Below are 25,214 nucleotides of genomic sequence, written 5' to 3' on the forward strand. Positions count from 1 at the left end.
TTTACAGGGTGTCGTCTTCGCCACCGAGGGCTTGCAGCAGCTCCGGCAGCAGTTTTTCCAGGGTGCGGCTCATCAGCACAAAATCGGCATCCAGGCGAGCGGCTTTGTCAGCGCCGTCAATGTCATCGTTTTCTTCACGCAACACATCGGCAAACTTCAGCCGCTTGATGGCCAGTTCTTCATCCAGCATAAACGACGCCATGTCCGGCCAGCTCAGCGCCAGCTTGGCAACCAGTCGCTGGTCCAGCAAGGTGGCAATTTCTTCGTTGTTCAGGGCCTGCTTCTTGGTGCGGATCACACCGCCTTCTTCGAGCAACGATTTAAATTCAGCTTCGTCTTCCACGGCAAAAGGCGCTGGCGCCTCGGTTTTCAGCCAGTCTGTCAGGCTCACGGCAACAGGGGTGGCGGTAGCCAGCGGTTTGACCGGCAGGCTGCCGATGGCTTTACGCAGTAGCCCCAGCACTTCTTCAGCGCGGCTGGCGGAACTGCTGTCAACTATCACCATGTTCAACCGCTCGCTGATATAGGCGTAGGTAAAACGGCTCTTTACAAAGGCCCGTGGCAGCAGGCTGGTGACAATTTCTTCTTTCATTGCCTGCTTTTCTTTACGTGCCACCGGGCGACCCTGCTCGCGTTCAATGTCGGTCACTTTTTCGTCCAGCGCGTCTTTGATCACCCCAGCAGGCAGCAGTTTTTCTTCCTGGCGAACACACAGCAGCCAGTTACCGTCGGCCTGGTGTGCCAGTTCACCGTCTTCGCGGCGGCTCAAGGGGCTGACAAAACCATAGCGGGCCACATCCTGGCTGCCACAGGGGGCAAAGCGTTGGCCGGCCAGTTGTTCGGGGAAACTGGCATCAAGGGAAAGGGGCTTGGTCAGGCGGTACAGCAGCAGGTTTTTAAACCACATGGAACATTCCTAGGCTGGGCGTAAGGCGCTTGAGTGTAGCCAAGGCCGCCGCCGGGAAAAAGCCCTGTTTGCTGGCGAATAGGCTAATCGATAAAAGCACCGGGGCAGCCACTGACGCCTGTGATAAAGTACAACCACTTGATTTTACGGAGCCTTGCCTATGTTGATGCTGGTATCCCCTGCCAAATCCTTGGACTTTGAAACGCCGCCGGCAACCACCACGGCAACGCAGCCAGAGCTACTGAGCGAAGCGCAAGCGCTGGTCGAGGTTTGCCGCGAGTTGACACCTGCGCAACTGGCCAGCCTGATGAGTATCTCCGATAAGCTGGCAGGCCTTAATGCTGCTCGTTTTTCCGATTGGCATACCCCTTTTACGCCAGATAATGCCAAGCAGGCGGTGCTGGCTTTTACCGGTGATGTCTACACTGGCCTGGATGCCAGCAGTTTAACTGGCAGTGGCTTTAGCTATTTGCAGCAACACCTGCGTATTCTCTCCGGGCTTTATGGCTTGCTGAAGCCGCTGGATCTGATGCAGCCCTACCGCCTGGAAATGGGCACCAAACTGACCAATCCCCGCGGCAAGGATTTGTACCAGTTTTGGGGCAATATCATCACCGATGCTATCAATACGGCTCTGGCGGCCAGTGGTAACGAGCAGTTGGTGAACCTGGCGTCCAATGAATATTTCAAATCGGTCAAGAGCAAGCAGGTTAATGGCCAGGTGATCACGCCAGTATTCAAGGATGAGAAAAACGGCCAGTTCAAGATCATCAGTTTTTACGCCAAAAAAGCGCGCGGCATGATGGTGCGCTATGCCGCTGACCACCAGGTAAAACAGGCAGAAGACCTTAAAGCCTTTGACTACGGTGGCTACTTTTTCAGTGCCGAACAATCCAAGCACGACACATGGGTGTTCCTGCGCCACGAGCAATAAAAAAGCCGGCTGACGCCGGCTTTTTTATTTATGGGCAACGAGACCCGAAGATGCTTTGGATCCACTCGGGGTGGTCAATGAAGGGGTTACGGTTGTGCTGGCGCTCGTAGACACGGGCGTTGCGACGACGCTCCCAGTCTGACACCGGATCCTGAGCCGCCCAGGCCACCAGGGTACAAAGCTTGCCCAGCTGCGGGCCGCTGGTGCCCACCTGGTTTACCAGTACCAGATCCGGCACGCCGGTGTTGTCATTGCCGTCATAACGCACTGCCATATAGAACAGCATACGGGCCACATCACCTTTAACGTTATCAGCAGGCTCAAAGCTGTCACTGTCGGTTTTGTTGGCTGGTGACTCGCTCAGTGGTGTACCGCCGTTATCGAAGTCCTTGTTGCCGCGGCTGGAGTTGATGGTGACATCGGCCGGCCGCAGGTGGTTCAGGTCGGTATAAGCCCATTGCGACGAGTTAGGGAAGCCATGGCTTTTCGCCCAAACGTGTTCGCGGTTCCAGGCGTCTGGATCGTTGGTCAGGCCGGCCCGGAAGGTTGCCGGCTCAGAGCGGCCGGAGTACAGCAGGATGACGTTATTGGCGTTGTTGGGATCCTGGTCGGTGTAGGCCAGTTGATCCCATACCTGCGAATAAGTGAAGTGCACCTGATCCTGGAGGATAGCGTGCAAGGCGCTACGCAGCGCACTGCCGGTTTTCCCCAGGGCGGAGGCGTAGTAGGTATCGGTGTTGGAGGGGGGCGGGGTAGTGCTGCCGGTATTGAAGCTGGCTGTAACGCTGACGCCGCTGAAGCTCTGGTAACCGTAGAGATTAATGTAGATACGGCCGGTGGCGCTGACCTGGCAGGACTCGCTGTTGCCGGAATTAATGGAACGGCAGTCGTAACTGGTTGTCGTCGGGGTGCTGCCGGCTTGCACGTACAGGTCGGCATCACCGCTGCCACCACTGGTAGTGACTGTCACCGGGCTGGCGCTGGCATCAAGATAAAAGCTCAGAGTATCACCGCTGGCACCACTGTTGTTGGTGCTGGCCTGGCCGTTGGTCAGTGCGGTGGCAGTAGAGGTACTGCCACCACCACTGCAGGATGTGGCCAGGGTGCCGGAACCTGGAGTACCGGTGGTGGCGGATACTTGCCAGTCACTGGGGGTACTGGCGGCAGTGAAGGTGCTGCGGGTAATGGACTGGTCTTTAGCACTGATGCTCCAGCCACTGAGGCCACCTTCCCAGCCAACTTGATCAACAACCTGGCTGCCGTTGAGCAGTTTGACGTAATCACCGCTGTTGCCCAGTGCCAGGGTCATGCCGCTGATGTCAGGTTGCTGGCCAAACAATGCCGAGAAGCCACTGGCAGAGCGGGCGATGGTGACGTACTTACCGCTATCAAGCAGACCAGTGAGCGCGAACGTAGTGTTGTTGTCCTCAATGGCATAGTTGCTCAGGTCGACGCTACTACAGCCGGTGTTGTAAAGCTCAACAAACTCTTCGGTGCTGTCGTTGTTAGGGGCGTCGTAAAGTACCTCAGAGATCACCAGCTGCGCCTGACTTTGCGCTGCCAGCATGAGCAGTCCAGTTGCCCATAATGCTTTTATTTTCATGTTTCTATCCTGTGTTGTTGATGCAAAATTGCATCGTCTGTTTTATTAACGCAAGGTGACGTGCGTAGCAATGACAGGACAGTGTTCAAAGGCGCAAAAAAGCCAAATTTCTTGAAAAATTCATATTCGGGCAGCCAACAGCCGTGATGCCAGGGCGATATTCGCTGCCGTTGTTGCATGATCTCGTGAGTTAACTGCCGCGCTGCGGGTAGCGCGGCGAAAGGTTATTTGAGCAGGCCGTCAGTTTTCATCTGACGAATGTTGAGCTGCTGGATCTGGTTTATCAGGCAGCGCTGACCGTTGTAGAGCACTACATCGTGGCGGGCCTGTACCGACGCCCAGCCTGACGAAAAGCGTAACACCGGCAAGCTGTTGTCAAAAAAACAGTTACCGGAAACCGTCATCAGGTAAGCGGTGTTGGGGCTTTGCCAGAGCACCACCTGATTAGGGTTGATGATTTGAAAATTATGAAAACGTGGATTGTAGACATCCAGCTGCGGCCCCATGGTGTAACGGTTCCAGGGGATGGGCTTGGCGGTCTTACCGGTACTGGCGCAGCCGCCCAGTAGCAAGGCGATGGCCACCATTGCATAGATTTTCATCACGGTTCTCCTGCAGTGACTGACAGTCTTTAGACGCGCTAATGCCAAAAAGCGTGACAGCGACAGCCGCTCTGTTCAGGTTAGCATCACCGGATACAAAAAAGGCCGCTGTAGCGGCCTGAGTCTTACTGTTCGGTTTTATTGCGCCGCGGCGCCCCTTTGTTTTTACTGTCACGGTGGCGCACTTTCTTACGCTCCGTATTACTGGCTGTCGCCTTGCGGGCGCTGGCCTTTTTGGCTGCCGTTTTTTTGTTGTCTTTTTTCTTTTTCTTCTTTTTCACCGGCTCTTTGAACTTGGATTTTGGTCGCAGTTCGTCAACCACACGATGCTTGATGGGTTCACCCTGGTAACGCTCAATACGGCGCAGCAGCGGCAGATCATGAGCTTCCACCAGGCTGATGGCGGTGCCTTTGGCACCGGCCCTGCCGGTACGGCCAATGCGGTGAATGTAGATGTCGGCAGTACGTGGCAAATCGATATTGATGACGTGACTGATGTCGTCAATGTGCAGGCCGCGGGCGGCAACATCGGTGGCCAGCAATACCGGCACTTCGCCGGAGGTAAAGCGGGCAACTGCATTGTTGCGCCGGTCCTGCGGCATTTCTCCCTGCAACCAGACGCAATTGATTTTTTCCGAGGCTAACCGGTCTCGCAGCTCTGCCAGCTTTTCGCGGGTGCGAACAAACAGCAGCGCTTTTTGGGTGTCGGCGTGACGCAGGTGCGCCAGTAGCAGCTGGAATTTGTGCTCGCGGTCGTCACAAAAATACACCCACTGATGGATTTTCTTGCGCTCGCGCCGTGACGGATCGGCCGATAGCGAGACCGGATCGGTCAGGGCCCGCTCGGCAAACTGACTGAGGTTGTTGCCTTCGAGGGTGGCGGAAAACAGCAAGGTCTGGCGGCGTTGCTGGCACTTATCGAGGATCAGCTCCATGGCCTGCTGAAAGCCCATTTCCAGCATCCGGTCGGCTTCATCGAGGATCAGCATTTCCACGGCGATACAGTCGAACAGGTCTTTTTCGATGTACTCCACCAGGCGGCCTGGCGTGGCCACCAGCAAATCCACTTCGCCGGCCAGTGCCTTACCGTGCACCTGATACTGCACGCCGCCGGTAACTGAGCCTATGCCGATATTGGTATGGGCCGCCAGGGCTTTGGCATCCCGTTCAACCTGCAATGCCAGCTCCCGGGTCGGCGTCAGGATCAAGACCCGCGGCGGCGCGCCTTTTTGTTTGGGGTAATCCAGCAGGTGCTGCAATGCCGGCAGCAAAAACGCTGCGGTCTTGCCGGTGCCGGTCGGGCTCATGGCCAGTACATCGTGGCCGTCCATGGCGGCCGGAATGGCCTGGCTCTGAATGGCTGTGGGGCGGGTAAAACCCAGATCGGTAACGGCCCGGACCAGGGCCGGGTCCAGTTCCAGTTTGCTAAACGCCATGGCGCTGTCCTTCCTACAAGGGGGCGGTGATTTTAGGCAAAGGTGGCCTGCGGTACAATCGCGACCATGAGCCAGGGGTTTCAGTTCAAGCAGTTTTTCGTCAGTCATCAGCATTGTGCCATGAAAGTGGGCACCGATGGGGTGTTGCTTGGCTTGTGGGCAGCATTACCGGTGGCCGGCACGGTGCTGGATCTGGGTACCGGCTCAGGGCTGATAGCGCTAATGCTGGCACAACGGAGCCGTGACCTGACCATCACCGGCTTGGAGCTGGATATGGCCGCGAGCGTGCAGGCTAAAGACAATGCTCAAAACAGCCCGTTTGCAAAGCGCTTAAAGATGGTTCAAGGCGATATGCGCCAGTGGCAGGCCCCGGCCACGCTGGTGGTGTCTAACCCGCCGTATTTTGACCCGGGTGTCCGTAGCGCCGATCCGCGCCGGGATCTGGCCCGTTACGGTGGGCACTTACCCGCCGAAGTCCTGGCCGCGGAGCTGGCCAGGCTCAGTGAACACAGCGCGGCACTGGTACTGCCCTGGCAAAGCTGGCGCCGTTATCACCAGGCTATGGTTGCCGCCGGTTTTCACCTGGCACGTTGTTGTGCGGTATATGGCCATCGCCGCAGCCACCAGCCCACCCGAGCGTTACTGCAATGGCAAAAAACACCGCTCAAAGCGCACTACAGTGCCTTGTGGTTAAAGGGCCATGACGGCCAGTGGAGCCGGCGGTTTCGCCGGCTTGGCAAGGATTTTTACCTGGCCTTTTAAAGGCCGCTGGCAAACTCTTCGAGAATTTGCACACACCAGCGCTGCACGCGGGCGTCGGTGTCTTTCCACTGGTTGTCATCGTCCAGTGCCAGGCCAACAAAATGGGTGCCGTCTGCGTTCAGGGCCTTGGAGGCGTCAAAGTCGTAGCCATCGCGGGGCCACTGGCCGATAAAACGCGGCTGTTGTGGCGCCAGCTTGTCTTTGAGCATGCCCATGGCGTCCAGAAACCATTCGCCATAGCCCAGCTGGTCACCCATGCCATAAAGGGCGATGGTTTTATCCGACAGTTCTAAGTCGTCCAGGGCGCCCCACTGATCTTCCCAGTCTTCCTGCAGCTGGCCAAAGTCCCAGGTGGGAATGCCGAGGATCAGCAGATCGTAATCAGCCATCAGCGCCACTGGCACATTTTTGAGGTTATTCAGTTCCACCAGCTCAGCGCCGATGACGTCGCGGATCTTTTCTGCGACTATTTCGGTGTGACAGTTAGTAGAGCCGTAAAACAGGCCGATACGCATGACTAAATCCGGCAAACAACATGGAAGAGGCGGCAGCATAGCAAAATCCACTGCTCCCTATCAGCCCTTTCTCGACCACCTGCTGCTGGTAGAAAGGCTGTCGGCCCGTACGGTTGAAGCTTATGGCCGTGATCTCAAGGCCTTGTGGCAGTGGGCGCAGCCACGGGGTAAAACGCTGGCGGCACTGAGCACCGACGACTTGCGTGATTACCTGGACTGGCGGGCCGATCAGGCCTTCAAGGCGTCCAGCACGGCCCGGTTAATGACGGCGGCCAAGCGCTACTACGGCTATTTGCTGGAGTCCGGCCAGGGCCAGCAGGACCCTACCACGGTGCTGTTGCGGCCGACCTTGACCCGGCCACTGCCAAAAACCCTCAGTGAAAGCGATGTGGAGCAATTACTGGCAACGCCGCGCACTGACGAGCCGCTGGGGCTGCGAGACAAAGCCATGCTTGAACTGCTCTATGCAGCGGGGCTGCGTATCAGTGAACTGATCGGCCTTGAACGTGACAGTGTTAATTTGCGTCAGGGGCTGGTTCGGGTACTGGGTAAAGGTGACAAGGAGCGTATTGTGCCTATGGGTGAAGAGGCTTTGCACTGGCTGGCCCAGTACCTGCGCCATGGCCGGCCGGCGCTGATCAGCGATGGCGATATTTTATTCCCGTCCAGACGGGGGCAAATGATGACCCGCCAGACCTTCTGGCACCGTATCAAGCGTTATGCGCTGGAGGCCGGGCTCAACAGTGACCTGTCGCCCCACACCTTGCGCCATGCCTTTGCCACGCACCTGGTCAATCATGGTGCCGATCTGCGGGTGGTGCAGTTACTGCTGGGCCATGCTGATTTATCCACCACCCAGATATATACCCACGTCGCCCGGGAGCGGCTCAAGCAGTTTCATGGCACCTATCACCCGCGCGGCTGAGCGCTGGATCGCTAGCGCCCCAGCGCATAGACTGGCGCCATTAATCATGATTGCCAAGCCGCTATGCCAACCATAACCCGCCGCCCGTACCCTGCAACGTTACCTGACTGGCCATTGCCGGCATTGCTGACGCGTCTTTACGTCAGCCGTGGCGTAGCCAGCCCGGCTGAGCTGGAAAAAAGTGCCCGGGCTTTGGCGCCCTATACAGCCCTGCAGGGCATTGACGAGGCGGTGCGGCTGCTGGCCGAGGCCATTGCAGCGAACCGGCGGATAGTCATTGTGGGTGACTTTGACGCCGATGGCGCTACCAGCTCGGCGCTGTGCCTGCTGGCGTTGCGCCAGCTTGGTGCCCGGCAGGTGGACTTTCTGGTACCCAATCGTTTTGAGTACGGTTATGGGCTGTCGCCGGAGATAGTCGATGTGGCCATTGCTCGCGGCGCCGAGCTACTGATCACTGTCGATAACGGCATTTCCAGCCACAGCGGTGTGGCCGCCGCAAAAGCGGCGGGATTACAGGTGCTGATCACTGACCATCACCTGCCAGGCGACACCCTGCCGGCGGCCGATGCCATTGTGAACCCGAACCTGCAAAGCTGCCGGTTTCCTTCCAAGGCTCTGGCCGGGGTCGGGGTGGCTTTCTATTTGATGCTGGCACTGCGAGCGCACCTGCGTGAACAGGGGACTTTTGCTACTGGCCAGGAACCTAATCTGGCGCAACTGCTGGATATCGTTGCCTTGGGTACCGTTGCCGATGTGGTGCCGCTGGACGCCAACAACCGTATTTTGGTGCATCAGGGCCTGAACCGTATCCGCGCCGGCCAGTGCCGGCCCGGTATTCTGGCGCTGTGTGAAGTGGCGGGCCGTGAACCGGGGCAACTGGCGGCCAGCGATCTGGGTTTTTTCCTCGGGCCACGTTTGAATGCCGCCGGCCGTCTTGATGACATGGCATTGGGCGTCAGCTTGCTGGTTACCGACGATCAGCACCAGGCGCGGCTGATGGCTGCCGAGCTCGATAGCCTCAACCGTGAGCGCCGGGAAATTGAATCGTCAATGCAACAAGAAGCGCTGGCCGAGCTCGACAAGCTGACACTGGATGCCGTACCGGCAGGCATAGCCCTGTACCGTGAAGACTGGCATCAGGGCGTTATCGGCATTTTGGCCTCACGCATCAAAGAACGCTTTCACCGGCCAGTAGTGGCCTTTGCTCCTGCTTCCGACACCGAACTTAAAGGCTCTGGTCGTTCCATTCCCGGCTTGCACCTGCGTGATTTGCTTGATGAACTGGATACCCGGGAACCGGGACTTATCCTCAAGTTCGGCGGCCATGCCATGGCTGCCGGGCTGTCCATTGGCCATGATCAGTTTGCCCGTTTTAATGCTGCCTTTAGTGCTCTGGCTGAAGAAAAGCTCGACGCCCACATGCTGACCGGGGAAATACTGTCTGATGGTGAACTGTTACCGACCGAGTTCACCCTTGCAACCGCACAATTATTGCGTGAGGGCGGCCCCTGGGGGCAGGCTTTTCCCGAACCGGTGTTTGACGGCCATTTCAAGGTGGTGAGCCAGCGTATCGTTGGGCAAAAACACCTGAAGCTGGTGCTTAGCCCCAGTGCCGGCGGCGAGCCGCTGCTGGACGCCATTGCCTTTAACTGTGATCTCGATACCTGGCCAAACCCTGCCATTAACTGGGTTCGGGCCGCCTACAAGCTGGACATTAATCACTACCGTGGCCGCCAATCGGTGCAACTGTTGCTGGACTACCTTGAACCGGCCTAGGAACGCACCCCATAAATAGGCTAAAATTCTGCCTCTTTTACGCGGCTGACTTAACGAGAGCCTCATACACCATGTTTGAAGTAAACCCGATTAAAACCCAAATACAGGACCTGTCTGAGCGGACAGCAGTTCTGAGGGGGTACCTTTGACTACGACGCCAAGAAAGAGCGCCTGGAAGAAGTCAACGGCGAACTAGAGCAACCCGACGTCTGGAACGAGCCGGAAAAGGCGCAGGCACTGGGCAAAGAACGCGCCAGCCTGGAAGCCATTGTCGGCACCATCGACAACCTTGAGCAGGGGCTTGAGGATGTACAAGGTTTGCTGGAACTGGCGCTGGAAGCCGAAGACGAAGACACCTTCAACGAAATTCAGCCGGAACTGGACGACCTGACCAACAAGCTGGAAACGCTGGAATTTCGCCGCATGTTCTCCGGCGAGATGGACCCGGCCAATGCCTATGTTGATATTCAGGCTGGCTCCGGTGGCACCGAGGCTCAGGACTGGGCCAACATGATGCTGCGCATGTACCTGCGCTGGTGTGATCAGCATGGCTTTAAAGCCGACATCGTTGAACTGTCCGAAGGGGATGTGGCCGGTATCAAGTCGGCCACTATCTATGTGCAGGGCGAGTACGCCTTTGGCTGGCTGCGTACCGAAATCGGTGTCCACCGGCTGGTACGAAAAAGCCCCTTTGACTCCGGTGGCCGCCGCCATACCTCGTTTTCGTCGGTGTTTGTATCGCCGGAAGTGGACGACAATGTCGAAATCGACATTAACCCTGCTGACCTGCGAATTGACGTCTACCGCTCCTCCGGGGCTGGTGGTCAGCACGTCAACAAAACCGAATCGGCGGTGCGGATCACCCACTTGCCCACCAATACCGTGGTGGCTTGCCAGCAAGGGCGTTCGCAACACCAGAACAAGGACTACGCCATGAAACAGCTGAAAGCCAAGCTGTATGAGCTGGAAATGCAAAAGCGCATGGCGGAGCAGCAAAAACTGGAAGAGTCCAAGTCTGATATTGGCTGGGGCAGTCAGATCCGCTCTTATGTGCTGGATGACTCGCGCATCAAGGATCTGCGTACCAACGTGGAAACCCGCAACACTCAGGCAGTACTGGACGGCGACCTTGATCGCTTTATCGAAGCCAGCCTTAAGGCCGGCCTGTAAACCGGGGAGCATGCTCCCCTGACTGATATGGTTTGAAGCAGATGACCGAACAAAACCCGAACCCGGAACAGGATCTCAACGAACAGCTCAAAGTACGCAAGGAAAAGCTCGACGCCCTGCGCGCCGAAGGCAAGGCTTTTCCCAACGGCTTTCGTAAAGACAGCCACGCCGCTGAGCTGCAAGCCCAATACGCAGACCTGAGCAAAGAAGCGCTGGCTGAGGCCGAGCCGGTTCGGGTAAAAGTGGCCGGCCGTATCATGACCCGCCGCATCATGGGCAAGGCGAGCTTCGCCACCATTCAGGACGGCACCGGTAAAATCCAGATCTACGTGGCACGCGACAATCTGCCCGAGGGTTTTTACAACGAGCAGTTCAAAAAGTGGGATCTGGGCGACATCATCGGCGCCGAAGGTATTCTCTTTAAAACCAACACCGGCGAACTGTCGGTACAGGTTGACGCCATCGAACTGCTGACCAAGGCGCTGCGGCCGCTGCCGGATAAATTCCATGGCCTGTCTGACATGGAAACCCGCTACCGTCAGCGTTATCTGGATCTCATTGCCAATGAGTCGTCGCGCCAGACGTTTGTGGTGCGCTCGAAGATCGTCAATGCCATCCGCACTTTCATGACCCAGGCGGACTTTCTGGAAGTGGAAACACCGATGATGCACAGCATTCCCGGTGGTGCTGCGGCCAAGCCCTTTGTGACTCACCACAATGCTCTGGATATGGAACTGTTCTTGCGTATCGCGCCGGAGCTGTACCTGAAACGGCTGGTTGTGGGCGGCTTTGAAAAGGTCTTCGAGGTAAACCGCAACTTCCGTAATGAAGGTTTGTCGACCCGCCATAACCCGGAATTCACCATGATGGAATTCTACTGGGCTTATGCCGATTATCAGGATCTGATGGACTTCACCGAAGCCATGCTGCGTTACGTGGCCGAATCGGTGCTCGGTACCACGGCCTTTACCAGCCAGGGTGTCGATTACGATTTTGCCAAACCGTTTGCGCGCCTGACCATGGTTGAGGCCATCATCAAGCACCGCCCGGATATCAGCGAAGCGGATCTGGCGGACTTTGACAAAGCCAAAGCTATTGCCGAATCGCTGGGTATGAAAGTCAGCAAAACTGACGGTCTGGGCAAGCTGCAAACCTACATCTTTGAAGAAGTCGCCGAAGCACAGCTGATCCAGCCAACCTTCATTACCGCCTACCCGGCAGAAGTGAGCCCCTTGGCCCGCCGTAATGACGACAACCCGTTCATTACCGATCGCTTTGAGTTTTTTGTTGGCGGCCGGGAGCTGGCGAACGGCTTTTCGGAGCTTAACGATGCCGAAGATCAGGCTGAACGTTTCCGTGCCCAGGTTGAAGCCAAAGAAGCCGGTGATGATGAAGCCATGTTCTTTGATGCCGATTATGTTACCGCCCTGGAACACGGCATGCCGCCGACCGCCGGTGAAGGCATCGGCATCGACCGGCTGGTCATGCTGCTCACCGACAGCCCGTCGATTCGCGATGTGTTGCTCTTCCCCCACATGCGCCACAAGTAATACTGCAAAGGCCCGTCAGGGCCTTTTTTATTGTCCTAAAAACAACCAGCTACACTGTATATTCAGTGCTTGCTTTCATACCAGAAAGCGAGCGCCATATGGAATGGAACAGAAGGATATGGCTATGCAGTGGCTCAAGGACAAACCCATCGCCGTTAAAATCATGCTGCTGGTGGGAACCATACTCACCATCAGCCTGACACTATCGGCTTTCAGCATGCTGAAAATGGGCAAAATTGCTGACGATATCAAAGGCATTGCACACGAAACGATCCCACTGGTGCAACTCACCAGTCATATCACCATCCGGCAGATCCAAAGTACCAGCTTGCTGGAGCAGTCCTACCGGGCTTTGGATATTCCAGTGTCTGGCGAACAAAACGATGCCATGGCGGTGATGGCCCGCTACAAAAACATGCTGACTGATTTCGACCGCAATATCGGCCAGGTGCAAAAGCTGTTGCAAGAGGCGATTGCCCATAGCAGTAGCAAGGCGATTGAACAAACAGAGCGTAGCCTTTACCAGCAATTGCAAAGTATTACCGCCCACCACCAGCAGTTTGAAGAAAAGGCTTTTGCGCTGATCGACAAGCTTAAAAACGGCGCCAGCGGAACTGAACTTGCACCTCAGGCGGCAGCACTGGAAAAGCAGCAACAGGCCGTCAATGCGGAACTGCTGGCTTTTATTGATAAGCTCAACAGCATTGGCGAATCGGTAGTTGCCAATGCCCAGGCCGATGAACAACATGCGTTGTGGCAGACCATTTTTCTTACCTCCCTGGCCTTGCTGGTGGGCATTGTGGTGAGTTTACTGATCAGCCGCCAGGTGGTGACGGTGGTTAGCCAGGCCAATGAGGTTGCCACCATGATGGCCGCCGGTGACTTTGGCATTACCGTGGAGGTCAACCGTAAAGATGAACTGGGGCGGTTACTCAAGTGCATGGACGACATGGCCGGCTCATTAAGTAATACGGTGTCGGCCATCATTAACCACGCCGAACAGTTATCCGGTTCAGCCAAGCATTTATCGGATATGGCTCGCAGTAACCGCGAGGCTGTTAACAGCCAGCAGAACAACACTGAACAGGCCTCCAGTGCCATTCATCAGTTGTCTGCCACCATTACCCAGGTGGCACATAATGCCCAGGATACCCTTAATAGCAGCCACCAGGCAGAAAGCAGTATTCGCAAGGGCACCAACAGCATGGACCGCACTCAGCAGCTGTCAGAACAGTTGGTGGCCAGTACCGATCGCTCCCGGGAGATGATTGATTTGCTGCGTGACAGCACCGATAAGATAAAAAGCTTTGTGACTATTGTCGGTGGTATTGCCGAACAGACCAATCTATTAGCGCTTAATGCGGCCATTGAAGCCGCCCGTGCCGGCGAGCAAGGCCGCGGCTTTGCCGTAGTGGCCGATGAAGTGCGGGCCTTGGCCTCGCGTAGCCAGCAAGCCACCAGTGAGATTCAGACGCTGATCAATACCCTGGCAGCCAATGCCAGCAGTGCTGTGGAAGCGATTTATCAAAGTAGTGAACAGATTGTCGAAACGTCCCGGCAGATAGGTGAAGCCAAGCAGGAGCTGCATCACGGTTATCAGGCGCTGAGTCAGCTCAATGATGCCAACACCCAGATGGCCGCAGCCAGTGAGCAGCAATCCACTACCGCAGAAGTGTTGAGCCAGAACGTGGCTGATATTCGCGATGCGGGTCTACAGGTATTGGCCAGCACCAGCGACACGGAAAAAGCCAGTGCGGTATTGGCAGAGCAGGCTGACGCCTTACGGCAGTTGATGGCGCAGTTTCGGGTCAGAACCGCTTAGTAACAAGGCAATAAACCTATCCCCATGGCGAGCCGCCATGGGGATAGCGAGGGCTGTCAGGCTTTTTTCACAAACTCTGATTTGAGCTTCATGGCGCCGATGCCGTCAATCTTGCAGTCAATGTCATGGTCGCCATCCACCAGGCGAATGTTTTTGACCTTGGTTCCCACCTTGACCACCAGCGATGACCCTTTGACTTTCAGATCTTTAATGACGGTCACCGTATCGCCATCGGCCAGCACGTTACCGTTGGCATCTTTGATGACGGATTCGGCATCGTCAGCGGCACTGTCGTTGGCAGACCATTCATGGCCACATTCGGGGCAGATAAGGCTAGCGCCGTCTTCATAGGTATAAGGTGATTGGCACTGAGGGCAGGGGGGTAAGGTACTCATGATCTATCAACTAATTCCTGACAACTTATGGGGGTATAGGATACCGTAAATGGTTAGTCGGTGGGGGTTAGTCTCAGAGAAATGCGCGACAAAAGAAAGAATAAATATATTTATATTTAACAAAGTTAAAACAAATACATTAACTATTTTTAAATTAAAAATTCATTTTATTTAAAGTAAAAAGCAATTGAAGACTGCGCTCAGGCGTTTTTTTTGTACGCCTGTTATACTTTTTTTTCATAAAGAAAAACCGTGTTCTTTTCTGTAAGAAATAATAAAAAAGTTAAAAATATTTTTCCCGCTATCTGTTTAAGTAGTGTTCACCAGTAAATCCGCGACCTCTGGCTCAGTGTCAAATATCAGACGCCTGTAGCACATTTGATATTGATTCTCATTTTCTATTTTCGCTTAGCATACGCATATTTCACATTTATTTACGTTGTTTATTTCGAATGTTATTCCTTAGTGACCGTGCCGTTTAGCGGCAACGGTTTTAAAAGGACGTCACATTGAGTGAAGGGAATTCATAAAGGAATGAATAAAACAGGAAGCTCAACATGAATAAGAAGAACCTTGCTAAAGCCGTTATGTTTGCACTGGGTTGTGGTTTTGCTGCATCCAGTATGGCGGCTGCCATTCACACTGATAGCAACTCACAATATCGCCCAACCGGTAAAGGCTGGGGAGAGCTGGTACCGCCTAACGCCCTGCATAGTCAGAGCCAGACCAAAGCAGCCAAGCCTACCGGTAAAGCCAGCACCAACAATGGTATTTACTACCATGGCGGCCCGGTCATGCTGGGCACCACCAATGTTTACTACATCTGGTACGGTAACTGGAGTAGCTATGCCAGCGCTCAGACCATTTTGCCGGATCTGATGCCTGGCCTGTCTGGCTCTTCCATCTACAACATCAATACCTCTTACACTGACAGCAACAACGCGCATGTTGCCAACAGCGTAAACCTGGCCGGTCAGGTTGCTGACAGTGGCTCACAGGGTACCGTGCTGAATGATGCGGCGATTCAAACCATCGTCACCAATGCCATTAACAACCTCGGCCTGCCGATGGATACCAACGCGGTGTACTTCGTGCTGACCGCGCCGGACGTTCAGGAAACATCTGGTTTTGGTACCCAATACTGTGGCTGGCACACCAGCGCGTCCATTAACGGTCAGACCGTTAAGTATGCCTTTGTTGGTGATGCTGAAACTCAGGCCCCGAGTGGTTGTGGTGTAAACAACCCGTCACCGAACGGTAATGGCGGTGCTGATGCCATGGCCAGCGTTATGTACCATGAGCTTTCTGAAGCGGTATCCGATCCAGAGCTCAATGCCTGGTACGACCGTCAGGGTCAGGAAAATGCCGACAAATGTGCCTGGACCTTCGGTAGCACTTACACCACGTCCAATGGTGCATCGGCTAACGTTAACCTCGGTGGCCGCGACTGGCTGCTGCAACAAAACTGGCTGAACGCCAATGGAGGGGTATGTACGCTGTCTTACTAAGTAAGCGTCTGCGTACGATGCTCTTGGTCGCCGGGCTTTCGAGCCTGGCGGCCAGCCCGGTGCAGGCAACCCCTGCACCGGCAAAAGGCATCACAGTAATGACGCGCTATATGAAGGTTTTCAGCGATCTGGAAACACGCCTGCTGACCGCGCAACAGCAAGGTGACAGCAAGACGCTGAAATCATTGTTAAGCCCGTTTTTTCAGGCCAATAACATGGCCCATGGCAGCACGCAGTATTTGCCTGACATGTTGAAAAAAAGCGCCGATACGCCAGCCTGGCGGTTATCACGCTTAAAAGTTTATGAAGTAGGCGACACTGCGGTCGCGTACCTGACCTTATCCGCTAAGGATCAGCCCGATCGCCATCTGGCCGATGTCTGGGCTATGCATCAGCATCATTGGCAATTGCGGGTGCGTTTTGAGTCACCTTGAACGACACTTTCCAACGTCTCTTTGGGGCCAAATAGGCCCCTTTTTTTATTTAGCTGGCGTGGCTGGCAACCTGGGCCTTACCACTGCTTTTGGCCAGATACATGGCTTGATCCGCCAAGCGGTAGAGTTTTTGTGCTAAGCCATGGTCGCTTGATGCCACACCGAAACTGGCACTGATCGGCAGTGGCTCGCCGTCGACCATCAGGGGGCTGGCCAGCAAAGACTGATGCAAGCGTTCGGCAATAAGCAGGGCTTGCGCCTGATCGGTAGCCGGCAGCAGGATCACAAACTCCTCCCCGCCCTGGCGGGCAAAAATATCCCCCTCGCGCAGTTCACTGGTTAGCACCTCGGCGGTGTGGACCAGCGCCTGATCACCAATGGCATGGCCGTAGTCGTCGTTTATTTTCTTGAAGTCGTCCAGATCAAACACAATCAGCGCATAGCTGTCGCCGTCCTGGTGGCGCTGGTCGGCCACTTGCTGGTGGCGTGAAAAAACCCGGCGGTTGTATAGCCCGGTAAGCGGGTCTCGTTCTGCCAGCATGCGAATTTTCAAAACCAGCCGGCCCAAAGAACAGCCGAACAAACTGGCATTGATCAGTAAGTAAACCGTCACATACAGATAAGGCATATCAATGCCAAACAGCTGTTTTTCAGCATGATGGCCTGTTGGCGTCAGTAGCAGCACATAGATGCGGCTGAGCATGAACAGGTTGACGATAAGAAACGGCCAGGTCAGGCCAAAACTGGCCAGCAGGTTAAACCAGCGTTTGACGGCACTGATGATCTCCAGCTGCAAGCGCAAAAAAATAATGGCGGAAGCACTGAAAAAGACGATGGCCGGCTCACGGCTAAGCTGTTCCTGCAGCCCCAACATGATCAGCAGCAGGCTGGAAACCACCACGATGCTCAGGTGCTCGCGGTACGTCACCGGAATCCGGAACAGCCGCTGTACCCCCACGCGCATCAGCACAAAAGCGACGATCATCAACAGATCCGGCAGCATCCTTTGCAGTGCCGGAGATAGCTGGTCAGCAAACAGGGTGATCAGGGTACCGGCCAGAAAGCAGAAGTTGGCTACTGCAAAACGCCATGAAGAGTGAGGCGCCACCTTCAACGGGTACGCCAATGAAAGCCAGACAATACCGGCTACTCCGGCCAGAATGGCCAACACGCCAAACAGAATGCTGTATTGGTCGCTCAAGGGTTTTTGCCTCTTATTATTACTGTCGCCATTGTAACGATATGTTGCAAAAATGACAGCGCCCTGCAGAAAGAGGGTCACAGGCCTTTTAACTGGTTATTTAACCAGTATACTGGCAGAGGTGCTGTTATCGGAGTCTGTCATTTGCCGCAGGGTTTTTTACTGTCTCGCCATAGTCGTGATGTGGCAGGCCAGACCGAGCTGGTGTTCTGGCTCAGTACCGATCAGGGGCCAGCCCGGCTGGTGATCCGTGGCCAGCAACCGGTGCTGGTGATTGCCGCCACCTATATGGCCAAGGCCGAAGCGTTACTGGCAGGCAAACTGGCGCAGGTACGCCGCCTGGGTATGAAAGACTTTGCTGGCCAGGATGTCAGCATGCTTTATTTCGCCACCCTGGAGCAGCACCGTCAGGCCCAGGCAACGCTGACCAGCCACGGCATTGAAGTGCTGGAAGCCGACATCAAACTGCATGACCGGTTTTTGATGGAGCGTTTTGCCCGAGGAGGCATTGCTTTTACCGGCCAGTGCCAGAGCAAGAGCGGTTACCAGCAATGGCAGCAGGTGCGTCTAAAAGGTGCCGATTACCAGCCCCGGTTGCGGGTACTGTCGCTGGATGTGGAGTGCTCCGCCAAAGGTGAACTTTACTCGGTAGGGCTTTACGGTCATGGCATAGCCAGAGTGATCATGGTCGGCGCAGCCGAGCCGGCGGAGCTCGATATTCACTGGGTTGATGACGAACGGGCGCTGTTGGCGGCGCTTGAGGCAACGCTGACAGAGCTGGACCCGGATCTCATCATCGGGTGGTCGGTGGTGGCTTTTGATTTGCGTCTGCTGGCCCGGCGAGCCGCCCGTTATGGCCAAACCCTGCGCCTGGGCCGTGGTGGTGAGGCCATGTGGCTAAAAGAGGGCAATACTGACGGCCAGGCGTTTGCTTCCTTGCCGGGCCGGGTGGTGATTGACGGCATCGACGCCTTGAAAATCGCCACGTACAGCTTTGACAGCTTCAGCCTCGAGTCGGTGGCGCAGGCTCTGCTGGGTCGCGGTAAAGACACTGACGACGTAGAAAACCGCCTGGCCACTATCGAACACGATTTTCGTCACAACAAACCCAAACTGGCCGCCTATAACCTCGAAGATTGTCGACTGGTCTGGGATATTTTTGCTAAAACGCAACTGGTGGATTTTCTGGTGCTGCGTAGCCAGTTAACCGGCCTGGAACTGGACCGCGCCGGTGGCTCGGTGGCGGCCTTTACCAATTTGTATTTACCGCGGCTGCACCGAGCCGGTTATGTGGCGCCAAACCTGCCTTTAGGCGGTGGCCTGGCCAGCCCCGGGGGCTACGTGATGGACTCGCGGCCGGGGCTTTATCGTAATGTTCTGGTGCTGGACTTTAAAAGCCTGTACCCCAGTATTATCCGCACCTTCAAAATTGATCCGATGGGGCTGATTGAAGGCTTGCAGGAAGAAGATGCCATTCCCGGTTTTCGTGACGCCCGCTTTTCCCGCGACAAGCATTTTCTGCCGGCCATTATTACCGCCCTGTGGCAGGCCCGGGATCAGGCCAAGGCTGAGCGCAACGGCCCCCGCTCACAGGCCATTAAAATCCTCATGAACTCGTTTTATGGTGTACTTGGTTCCGGTGGTTGCCGCTTCTATGACACCCGCCTGGCCAGCTCTATTACCCTGCGCGGCCATGCCATCATGCAGCAGACGGCGCGCTGGGTTGAACAAGCCGGCTATCAGGTCATTTACGGTGATACCGACTCCACCTTCGTGCTGTTGGGTGAAGATTATGATGATGCCGAGGCCAACACCATCGGCCAGCGGCTGGCGGCCGATATCAACCAGCGCTGGCAGCAAACCCTGCGTGATGACTTTGCACTGGAGTGTTACCTGGAGCTGGAATTTGAAACCCATTTTCAGCGTTTTTTAATGCCCACCATTCGTGGCTCTGAAGCTGGCTCGAAGAAACGCTACGCCGGCCTTAAAGCCGGTGGTGAACTGGTGTTCAAAGGGCTGGAAACGGTTCGAACCGACTGGACACAACTGGCCAGAGGTTTTCAGAGCGAGCTTTACCGGTTGATTTTTAATGATGCCGACCCGGCTGACTTTATTCGCCAGACCGTAGCTGAAACCTTGGCGGGGAAACGGGATGAACAGCTGGTCTATCAAAAGCGCTTACGCCGGCCGTTGGCGGAGTACCAGAAAAACGTGCCGCCGCATGTTCGTGCTGCGCGGCTGGCCGATGAGCACCGGCAACACCAAGGCAAGGCGCCGAAATACCAGAACAAAGGCAGTATCCGTTATCTGATCACCCTCAATGGCCCACAGCCGCTGGAGTGTGTCGACAGCCCCATTGACTACCAGCATTACATTGACCGCCAGTTAAAGCCGGTTGCCGATGGTATTTTGCCCTTCGTCAATCAGGACTTTGAGCAGCTGATTGGTGGCCAGTTAGGACTGTTCTAACGGCGGCTGGCCAGGGCGATGACGACCAGCGCTATGGCAATGGCAACCCCCGCACCGACATGGCCGCTGGCACTGCTAATGGCCAGGCTACAACCACTGGCTATCAGTAAAAAGGCGCGACGACGTTGACTCTGGCACATAACAAAACTCCTTAACGGTATGATGTTAGCGGCTCAGCACCGTGATATGTGGTGCCATGGCGTTGAGGTGGGCGGTCAGAGCATCGTCAAATGCCGGGTGGTAATACAGCTCCGGTACGGTGCCCTGAAGCCGGTGTTGATGCAGTGAAAAGTAACCCCTTTGCACCACCACGGTGTGTAGCTCGGCAAGGGGCAGGGTCGCCTTACCTGCAATCCACAACACCCCGTCGCGGTTTTCGATACGCCGGCGCGGGTCAGCCTGCCAGCGCAATCGCCACAGGTTAAACCCGGCAATGGTCACTGCCAGTGTGCTCATCAGCCATTGCGTGGCGGTGGCGCCGTGATAGGCCTGATACGCCATCATGGCCAGGCCATAGAGCCCTAATGCCGCCGCCAGCCACACGCGTTTGTCCGGGCTCATGCTGCTTTACCTCGTTGCCATTGTTTGGGGTTGACCGGGTGCAGGCGGATCCAGTTCTGGCTACCCATGGTCGAGCCCAGCGCCCAGCGGCTCACGCTACCCAGTACCAGCAGATAGGCCAGGGCGGCCACTGCCCAGGACAAATGCAAGTAACCATAAATGGCCATCGCAATAGCTGGAATTAGTAGCACTACACCCAGCAATGTACGGGTTACCGGGTGCCAGGCCAGCTGGCGCAGCCAACCTACTAGATATTGTGCGCTCCACAGGTAAGCGGCGCACTGAGCCAGCAATAACGCCGTTGTTTGCCCGCTGTCATGGCTCAACAGGCCAGTGATGACCAGCACCACTGCCACTAATGCGCTTGCCAGCAACGCTTCACGGCGTAATACCCGGTCAAGCAATTGCCACAGCTGCTGGCGATCACCGCCATGGCGCAGCCAAAGCAAGCGCAGCCGTGCCACCAAATCGAAAGTGCGCAGAGGCGCCATCAGTAAGCCGTAACCGAGCATGACATAGACCACTTGCGGGTGCTGCTGGGCCTCGTTCAGGAAGCTGAGATCGCCGCGCAGCAGGCTCATTACAAGCATGAACAAGACCGGGAAGCCGAAAAAAACCAGCCCATAGCTTGTCAGTGATGCACCAAGGCTGCTGCGAAAGCCCAGTAGCATGGTGTCGGCTGGGGTCTTGACCGGCTCGTCACCCTGTAATTTGCTTACCAGCGTGGTATTCGCTCTGGCAAATTGAAAAGGGCCGCGCATTTTTTGTTGCCGGGGCAGGCGCCAGGCCATCACCAGCCAGGCCAGTACGGCCAGCAGCAGGGCAGGTAATTCCAGGGGGGCCGCTGCCAGGTGCAGATGCTTCGGCAGTAAATGGGTCGCGCCGATAAAGGCCAGCCAGGCTAATAGCGGTGCAAACCGAAACGGTAATTGCGCTATCCATTGGGTTATCAGTAGCCAGGCGGTGACGCTGGCAAACACCAGGGCACCCTGCCAGGGGTGTGGCAGCAGCCATGCGGCTACCAGGCCATCGAGTATGGCAATACAGGCTAACCCTGCCAGGGCCAGCAGCCGGCCATGGGGCGCCAGGGTCACACGCGGGTTACTAACCAACTGGCGGAAGGTAAAGCCGCTGGCCATGGTCGCGGGAAAGAGTGTCATAGCCAGCCCCAAAGTCAGGCCCAGGTGGTGTAACTCTGCCGGCACAAACAGACTGCCTATGGCAACCACAAGACCCAGCAACATAATGATACGTATCACCGACACTGGCAGCAGGTAGTAACGCAGTACGCTCAGCAGCCCTTTCATGCGTGCAGCTCCAGAAAAATATCTTCCAGCCCCAGCGGCTGGCCCTGACCTTGGCCACGTACTGTCAGGCTGCCGTCCTGATGCTGGTGCAGTATATCCAGCCCATGGGTATCGGCGCCGGCGGGCAGGCGGAACACTGATTCTTTGAGATCATCGAGGTGGCAGTCGATGCGTAGCTGGCCGTCTTTCAAAATCCAGATGCGATCGGCAATGCGTTCCAAATCAGAAACGATATGGGTGGAGAAGATCACTGTGCAGTGGGTGTCAGTGATTTGCCCAATGAGGGTTTGCAAGAAACGCCGCCGGGCCAGCGGGTCGAGGCTGGCCACCGGTTCGTCAAGGATCAGCAACGCCGGGCGGTGTGCCAGTGCCGCCAGAATCGACAGCTTCTGGCGCTGGCCAACCGACAGCTGCGCCACTCGCTTTTTCAGAGGAATGTCCCATTCGCTGGCCAGTTGGGCCACCAGCGCGTTATCCCAGCTCGGATAAAAAGCTGCCAGCAGTGCCAGGTTTTGCTGGCCGGTGAGCTGTACCAGCAGTTCGTCCTGTTGTGGCACAAAGCCGACCTTGGCTTTATTGGCGCTGCTCAGTTTACTGGCCGCTTCACCAAACAACTGTGCCTGGCCACCACTGGGCAGGGCAAACCCCAGCAGGGTTTCCAGTAACGTGGTTTTACCGGCACCGTTGAGGCCCAACAGGCCAATTACATCGCCTTTGGCGACCTCGGTGGTGATCTGTTGCAGCACAGCGCTGCTGTCAAATTGCTGGCTGAGGTTATCCAGCCGTGCCAGAGGATCAGTCATGGGGTGTCTCCAGTCCTTTGTGAACAGCGTTGAGGATGGCGTTGTTGTCCAGGCCCAGTTGGCGGCCGCTGCGGATCAGGGTGTCCACCAATGGCGCCAGTAGTAGCGCCGGGCTTTGCTCGGGGGGGCGGGCAATGGTCATGGGTTTGCCACGATGGCGCGCCAGCAGCCCTTCAGCTTCGAGCAAGCTGTAAGCCTTGGAAATGGTCATCGGGTTAATGGCATGGCGCTGTGCCAGGTCCCGCACCGAGGGAAGAGGGTCTCCCACTTGCAGCTGACCTCCGGCAATCAACCGTTTCATCTGCTCAATGAGCTGGCGGTAAATGGGTTGGCCGGCATTGGCATCTAGATTAAACACAGCATCACTCCGTCAATGTGTATGAATACACTAATACACTGTTGGCGAAGTATACAAGCCTTGAGCAGAAAAAAGTCAGTTTTGCGGATCGGCCTCGTTGTTGCTGGGGCCCAGCACGGTTTTACAAAGCGGATAGGCAGAGCAGGTCAAAAATGCCTGGCCGGCATGTTGCCCCTTCTGGGCAACGCGAGCCACCAGTGGCGACTGGCATTTGGGGCAACGCTTCTCACCTGCGGCCGGGGCTGCCTCGAGGGCGGTGAAAGCCGGCAGCTGTGCACCCGGTGCCTGACGCAGAGCCGGGTTGGTTTTACTAATGGCGGATTCTATGCGGCTGCGCAGGTGCAGGGCGGTCAGTGCCGGTTCGTGTTTGAGCACCAGCAGTGGCAGCTGGATTTGCTGGCAAATACGACCCAACAAACGGTTGCGGCGGCGCTGTGCGCGGCCGAGTTTGCCTTCGGGCAAACGCTCCAGGATGAGCGCAACAGAAAGATCCGACTGGCGGCATAACACATAATCAAAACGCCGGGCGCAGACGGCGGCAAACGCCTGTTGGCGAGCGCCACGGCTCAGCGCTGGCACTGTGGCGATCAGGTCGGCCCAGCGCACCTTGGCAAACCAGCGGTACTGGTCGGCACAGGCTTCTTCCAGCATCGGCAAAAAGGCCCGCTCGTCATCGCTAAACAGGGGTTGTTGCTGGTAGGGGTGTCGTAGCTGCCAACGGCGCCATAGCCATAACACTAACGCCACGGCTAACAGCCCGGCTGCGCTCAGCAGCAGCGGCAGGGGAACGCCAAAAAGCACAGAAGCCATGAATGAAGCTATAACCTCGCTACGACGGCGCTCAGCCTATGGTGCTACGAAACTTTTGCATCTGATCCAGCACTTGTAGCCGCACATGCTGGGGGAATGCCGAGGTACGCAGTAAATAACGCCCCTGGTCGGTATCGATAAACCAGGCTGGCGCCTTGATACTGCCTACCGATTCTATGCCGGCAATCTGCTGACGTTCCAGCGTTATCTTGCGGCGCCGGTAGCCTATGGTCAGGCTGTTATCCGTAAAGGTCAGGTTACGAACCTGCTTGTCTTGCAGCCAGCGCCAGGCAAGAAACAGTGCCAGCACTGCCGCTGTGGCATAGAGCAGGCCTTTGAGTGTCCAGTCCGGATTGTGGAGGATCAGCGCTGTCAGCAGCAACACCACCGAGCCGGTTGCCTGGCTGACATCACTGATATCAGAACCTTTGAATGTGCGCATCATTATTGTCGTCATACGTTATTGTTTTGGTGGACCGCAGAGCCGGGCTCTGCGGCAGGGAGCATGACGAGGGCGGGGCCCGAAATACACAGCGTCAAAAATGCGATGCTCCTGTATTAGCTGTGTGAGCATGCCGCTCAAAAAATCGCCTGTCAATAAGCAAGCTGTTGTTCTACTGAGGGCTTTATGCCAACTGCCGGGAGGTAGCAAGCCAATGGCGCTTGTAGTGCCAAGCCAGTAACCGCGCCAGTAACGCGGGGATAACCCACGGCAAAAACTGGGCCTGCTCGGGCAAAAAATCCAGCAGCCCCTGGCGACCGGCGGCAGCAAAAAAAGCGACATAGATTGCACTTACCGCCGCCAGCTGATGGCTAATGTGGTGACCTAGCCGCTGGCGTTGGTTCAGTCTGCCGTGATGCCAGTTCCACCAAAGCTGTACGCCGCCCAGAACAATCGCCAGGCAGGAAAAAATCGGCGCTGCCAGACCAAAGCTACTGGCGCCCACCCATAACATTACGCTCCCCAATATGAGCAAAATAACGGCACTGGCCATTTGCCCGTAGTGGCGGCTGTGCTGCTGGCGCAATGCCAGCTCACCACTGAAGGTGCCATGAAAGGCCAGCCAGGAAAGCAGCAATAAAAACAGAAATAAGCCGGTAAAGCCGGGGCTGGCGGCGAAGGGGCCATGCAGTTGCTGGGCCAGTGACAGCGACATCAGTGCCATCACCACACCCGCCAAACTGGTGGCCAGCATCATGCGGTTAAAGTAACGGCCACTGCGCCGGTGTAGTGGGCTGCCTTTGGTCGCGAAAATAGCAAACCAGAACAGCACCATAGCGGCTATGCCCGTGGCCATGTGGCCGTACAGTAATGCGTGGTGAATGAAAATCAGCATCGTATCTCTCCGGGTTAAATGACGATGCC

At 56.2% G+C, this 25,214-nt stretch carries 25 protein-coding genes; 10 read left to right on the forward strand and 15 right to left on the reverse strand.

What is annotated here, in order from left to right:
* Nucleotide 1: 1 nt before the first annotated feature.
* On the reverse strand, nt 2-907 hold the full coding sequence (gene rdgC, locus WDB70_RS02730; protein ID WP_406666375.1) for a recombination-associated protein RdgC: 906 nt from the start codon (nt 905-907) through the stop codon (nt 2-4).
* 160 nt (nt 908-1,067) lie between these two features.
* Here rdgC and yaaA point away from each other — a divergent pair, with 160 nt between their 5' ends.
* Nucleotides 1,068-1,841 carry a peroxide stress protein YaaA gene (gene yaaA, locus WDB70_RS02735; RefSeq protein WP_406666377.1) on the forward strand — a complete coding sequence of 258 codons (774 nt, stop codon included), beginning with the start codon at nt 1,068-1,070 and terminating at the stop codon, nt 1,839-1,841.
* Nucleotides 1,842-1,869: 28 nt separating this feature from the next.
* Here yaaA and WDB70_RS02740 read toward each other — a convergent pair whose 3' ends face one another.
* The 3 genes from WDB70_RS02740 to srmB form a co-directional block, all read right to left on the reverse strand.
* Nucleotides 1,870-3,444, reverse strand: coding sequence for an endonuclease (locus WDB70_RS02740; RefSeq protein WP_406666379.1), 1,575 nt, complete (start codon nt 3,442-3,444; stop codon nt 1,870-1,872).
* 224 nt (nt 3,445-3,668) lie between these two features.
* The gene (locus WDB70_RS02745; protein ID WP_406666381.1) at nt 3,669-4,046 is read right to left on the reverse strand and encodes a DUF6491 family protein; all 378 of its coding nucleotides are present in this window, start codon (nt 4,044-4,046) and stop codon (nt 3,669-3,671) included.
* A 125-nt stretch (nt 4,047-4,171) separates the two neighbouring features.
* Nucleotides 4,172-5,482 (reverse strand): ATP-dependent RNA helicase SrmB, encoded by a 1,311-nt coding sequence (gene srmB, locus WDB70_RS02750; protein WP_406666383.1) that lies wholly within the window; start codon nt 5,480-5,482, stop codon nt 4,172-4,174.
* Nucleotides 5,483-5,548: 66 nt separating this feature from the next.
* Here srmB and WDB70_RS02755 point away from each other — a divergent pair, with 66 nt between their 5' ends.
* Nucleotides 5,549-6,244 (forward strand): tRNA1(Val) (adenine(37)-N6)-methyltransferase, encoded by a 696-nt coding sequence (locus tag WDB70_RS02755; protein ID WP_406666385.1) that lies wholly within the window; start codon nt 5,549-5,551, stop codon nt 6,242-6,244.
* Here the strand turns inward: WDB70_RS02755 and fldB are convergent.
* A complete protein-coding gene (fldB, locus tag WDB70_RS02760; protein WP_406666387.1) occupies nt 6,241-6,759 on the reverse strand; it encodes a flavodoxin FldB in 519 nt (172 codons plus the stop codon). The two genes, WDB70_RS02755 and fldB, sit on opposite strands and share 4 nt — an antisense overlap.
* On the opposite strand from fldB, the gene xerD reads away from it, so the two are divergent.
* From xerD to WDB70_RS02785, 5 genes are all read left to right on the forward strand, one after another.
* Entirely contained in the window at nt 6,758-7,684 is a 927-nt protein-coding gene (gene xerD, locus WDB70_RS02765; RefSeq protein WP_406666389.1) for a site-specific tyrosine recombinase XerD, read from the forward strand. The two genes, fldB and xerD, sit on opposite strands and share 2 nt — an antisense overlap.
* A 63-nt stretch (nt 7,685-7,747) precedes the next feature.
* Nucleotides 7,748-9,460 (forward strand): single-stranded-DNA-specific exonuclease RecJ, encoded by a 1,713-nt coding sequence (recJ, locus tag WDB70_RS02770; RefSeq protein ID WP_406666391.1) that lies wholly within the window; start codon nt 7,748-7,750, stop codon nt 9,458-9,460.
* Between the two features lie 71 nt (nt 9,461-9,531).
* Nucleotides 9,532-10,630 (forward strand): peptide chain release factor 2 gene (prfB, locus tag WDB70_RS02775; RefSeq protein ID WP_406666393.1). Its coding sequence is split into 2 segments (ribosomal slippage): nt 9,532-9,606 and nt 9,608-10,630, totalling 1,098 coding nucleotides; the frame shifts between segments, so codons are not numbered across the junction.
* A 41-nt stretch (nt 10,631-10,671) separates the two neighbouring features.
* On the forward strand, nt 10,672-12,180 hold the full coding sequence (gene lysS, locus WDB70_RS02780) for a lysine--tRNA ligase (protein ID WP_406666395.1): 1,509 nt from the start codon (nt 10,672-10,674) through the stop codon (nt 12,178-12,180).
* Between the two features lie 124 nt (nt 12,181-12,304).
* Nucleotides 12,305-14,002: a methyl-accepting chemotaxis protein gene (locus WDB70_RS02785; RefSeq protein WP_406666397.1), complete on the forward strand. Its 1,698-nt coding sequence runs from the start codon at nt 12,305-12,307 to the stop codon at nt 14,000-14,002.
* A gap of 56 nt (nt 14,003-14,058) precedes the next feature.
* Here WDB70_RS02785 and WDB70_RS02790 read toward each other — a convergent pair whose 3' ends face one another.
* Nucleotides 14,059-14,397, reverse strand: coding sequence for a zinc ribbon domain-containing protein YjdM (locus tag WDB70_RS02790; RefSeq protein ID WP_406666399.1), 339 nt, complete (start codon nt 14,395-14,397; stop codon nt 14,059-14,061).
* A gap of 557 nt (nt 14,398-14,954) precedes the next feature.
* On the opposite strand from WDB70_RS02790, the gene WDB70_RS02795 reads away from it, so the two are divergent.
* Both WDB70_RS02795 and WDB70_RS02800 read left to right on the forward strand, forming a co-directional pair.
* Complete coding sequence (locus WDB70_RS02795; protein WP_406666401.1) at nt 14,955-15,905, forward strand: hypothetical protein; 951 nt, start codon at nt 14,955-14,957, stop codon at nt 15,903-15,905.
* The gene (locus WDB70_RS02800; protein ID WP_406666403.1) at nt 15,887-16,339 is read left to right on the forward strand and encodes a nuclear transport factor 2 family protein; all 453 of its coding nucleotides are present in this window, start codon (nt 15,887-15,889) and stop codon (nt 16,337-16,339) included. Before WDB70_RS02795 ends, WDB70_RS02800 begins: the two co-directional genes overlap by 19 nt.
* A 49-nt stretch (nt 16,340-16,388) precedes the next feature.
* Here the strand turns inward: WDB70_RS02800 and WDB70_RS02805 are convergent, their stop codons facing one another.
* Nucleotides 16,389-17,540 carry a diguanylate cyclase gene (locus WDB70_RS02805; RefSeq protein WP_406666405.1) on the reverse strand — a complete coding sequence of 384 codons (1,152 nt, stop codon included), beginning with the start codon at nt 17,538-17,540 and terminating at the stop codon, nt 16,389-16,391.
* Between the two features lie 144 nt (nt 17,541-17,684).
* Between WDB70_RS02805 and WDB70_RS02810 the strand changes: the two genes are divergently transcribed.
* The gene (locus WDB70_RS02810) at nt 17,685-20,009 is read left to right on the forward strand and encodes a DNA polymerase II (RefSeq protein ID WP_406666407.1); all 2,325 of its coding nucleotides are present in this window, start codon (nt 17,685-17,687) and stop codon (nt 20,007-20,009) included.
* Here the strand turns inward: WDB70_RS02810 and WDB70_RS02815 are convergent.
* From WDB70_RS02815 to WDB70_RS02850, 8 genes are all read right to left on the reverse strand, one after another.
* On the reverse strand, nt 20,006-20,149 hold the full coding sequence (locus tag WDB70_RS02815) for a hypothetical protein (protein WP_406666409.1): 144 nt from the start codon (nt 20,147-20,149) through the stop codon (nt 20,006-20,008). The genes WDB70_RS02810 and WDB70_RS02815 overlap by 4 nt on opposite strands.
* A 25-nt stretch (nt 20,150-20,174) precedes the next feature.
* On the reverse strand, nt 20,175-20,570 hold the full coding sequence (locus WDB70_RS02820; RefSeq protein ID WP_406666411.1) for a hypothetical protein: 396 nt from the start codon (nt 20,568-20,570) through the stop codon (nt 20,175-20,177).
* Nucleotides 20,567-21,877, reverse strand: coding sequence for a hypothetical protein (locus WDB70_RS02825; RefSeq protein ID WP_406666413.1), 1,311 nt, complete (start codon nt 21,875-21,877; stop codon nt 20,567-20,569). Before WDB70_RS02825 ends, WDB70_RS02820 begins: the two co-directional genes overlap by 4 nt.
* Entirely contained in the window at nt 21,874-22,680 is an 807-nt protein-coding gene (locus tag WDB70_RS02830) for an ABC transporter ATP-binding protein (RefSeq protein ID WP_406666415.1), read from the reverse strand. Before WDB70_RS02830 ends, WDB70_RS02825 begins: the two co-directional genes overlap by 4 nt.
* Nucleotides 22,673-23,038, reverse strand: a complete 366-nt coding sequence (locus WDB70_RS02835; RefSeq protein WP_406666417.1) for a GntR family transcriptional regulator — start codon at nt 23,036-23,038, stop codon at nt 22,673-22,675. The genes WDB70_RS02830 and WDB70_RS02835 overlap by 8 nt, the downstream gene beginning before the upstream one ends.
* A 75-nt stretch (nt 23,039-23,113) precedes the next feature.
* Complete coding sequence (locus WDB70_RS02840; RefSeq protein WP_406666419.1) at nt 23,114-23,848, reverse strand: DUF2726 domain-containing protein; 735 nt, start codon at nt 23,846-23,848, stop codon at nt 23,114-23,116.
* Between the two features lie 31 nt (nt 23,849-23,879).
* Complete coding sequence (locus WDB70_RS02845; protein WP_406666421.1) at nt 23,880-24,293, reverse strand: hypothetical protein; 414 nt, start codon at nt 24,291-24,293, stop codon at nt 23,880-23,882.
* 181 nt (nt 24,294-24,474) lie between these two features.
* A complete protein-coding gene (locus tag WDB70_RS02850) occupies nt 24,475-25,185 on the reverse strand; it encodes a hypothetical protein (protein WP_406666423.1) in 711 nt (236 codons plus the stop codon).
* Between the last annotated feature and the right edge of the window lie 29 nt (nt 25,186-25,214).

It is taken from the genome of Gallaecimonas aegicerasi (genome assembly GCF_045291545.1).
GTDB lineage: Bacteria > Pseudomonadota > Gammaproteobacteria > Enterobacterales > Gallaecimonadaceae > Gallaecimonas.

Excerpts from the sequence above, each read along its gene's own strand:
- rdgC (WP_406666375.1), bottom strand. The coding sequence starts at position 907 with ATGTGGTTTAAAAACCTGCTGCTGTACCGCCTGACCAAGCCCCTTTCC.
- yaaA (WP_406666377.1), top strand. The coding sequence starts at position 1,068 with ATGTTGATGCTGGTATCCCCTGCCAAATCCTTGGACTTTGAAACGCCG.
- WDB70_RS02740 (WP_406666379.1), bottom strand. The coding sequence starts at position 3,444 with ATGAAAATAAAAGCATTATGGGCAACTGGACTGCTCATGCTGGCAGCG.
- WDB70_RS02745 (WP_406666381.1), bottom strand. The coding sequence starts at position 4,046 with ATGAAAATCTATGCAATGGTGGCCATCGCCTTGCTACTGGGCGGCTGC.
- srmB (WP_406666383.1), bottom strand. The coding sequence starts at position 5,482 with ATGGCGTTTAGCAAACTGGAACTGGACCCGGCCCTGGTCCGGGCCGTT.
- WDB70_RS02755 (WP_406666385.1), top strand. The coding sequence starts at position 5,549 with ATGAGCCAGGGGTTTCAGTTCAAGCAGTTTTTCGTCAGTCATCAGCAT.
- xerD (WP_406666389.1), top strand. The coding sequence starts at position 6,758 with ATGACTAAATCCGGCAAACAACATGGAAGAGGCGGCAGCATAGCAAAA.
- fldB (WP_406666387.1), bottom strand. The coding sequence starts at position 6,759 with ATGCGTATCGGCCTGTTTTACGGCTCTACTAACTGTCACACCGAAATA.
- recJ (WP_406666391.1), top strand. The coding sequence starts at position 7,748 with ATGCCAACCATAACCCGCCGCCCGTACCCTGCAACGTTACCTGACTGG.
- lysS (WP_406666395.1), top strand. The coding sequence starts at position 10,672 with ATGACCGAACAAAACCCGAACCCGGAACAGGATCTCAACGAACAGCTC.
- WDB70_RS02785 (WP_406666397.1), top strand. The coding sequence starts at position 12,305 with ATGCAGTGGCTCAAGGACAAACCCATCGCCGTTAAAATCATGCTGCTG.
- WDB70_RS02790 (WP_406666399.1), bottom strand. The coding sequence starts at position 14,397 with ATGAGTACCTTACCCCCCTGCCCTCAGTGCCAATCACCTTATACCTAT.
- WDB70_RS02795 (WP_406666401.1), top strand. The coding sequence starts at position 14,955 with ATGAATAAGAAGAACCTTGCTAAAGCCGTTATGTTTGCACTGGGTTGT.
- WDB70_RS02800 (WP_406666403.1), top strand. The coding sequence starts at position 15,887 with ATGTACGCTGTCTTACTAAGTAAGCGTCTGCGTACGATGCTCTTGGTC.
- WDB70_RS02815 (WP_406666409.1), bottom strand. The coding sequence starts at position 20,149 with ATGTGCCAGAGTCAACGTCGTCGCGCCTTTTTACTGATAGCCAGTGGT.
- WDB70_RS02820 (WP_406666411.1), bottom strand. The coding sequence starts at position 20,570 with ATGAGCCCGGACAAACGCGTGTGGCTGGCGGCGGCATTAGGGCTCTAT.
- WDB70_RS02825 (WP_406666413.1), bottom strand. The coding sequence starts at position 21,877 with ATGAAAGGGCTGCTGAGCGTACTGCGTTACTACCTGCTGCCAGTGTCG.
- WDB70_RS02830 (WP_406666415.1), bottom strand. The coding sequence starts at position 22,680 with ATGACTGATCCTCTGGCACGGCTGGATAACCTCAGCCAGCAATTTGAC.
- WDB70_RS02840 (WP_406666419.1), bottom strand. The coding sequence starts at position 23,848 with ATGGCTTCTGTGCTTTTTGGCGTTCCCCTGCCGCTGCTGCTGAGCGCA.
- WDB70_RS02845 (WP_406666421.1), bottom strand. The coding sequence starts at position 24,293 with ATGATGCGCACATTCAAAGGTTCTGATATCAGTGATGTCAGCCAGGCA.
- WDB70_RS02850 (WP_406666423.1), bottom strand. The coding sequence starts at position 25,185 with ATGCTGATTTTCATTCACCACGCATTACTGTACGGCCACATGGCCACG.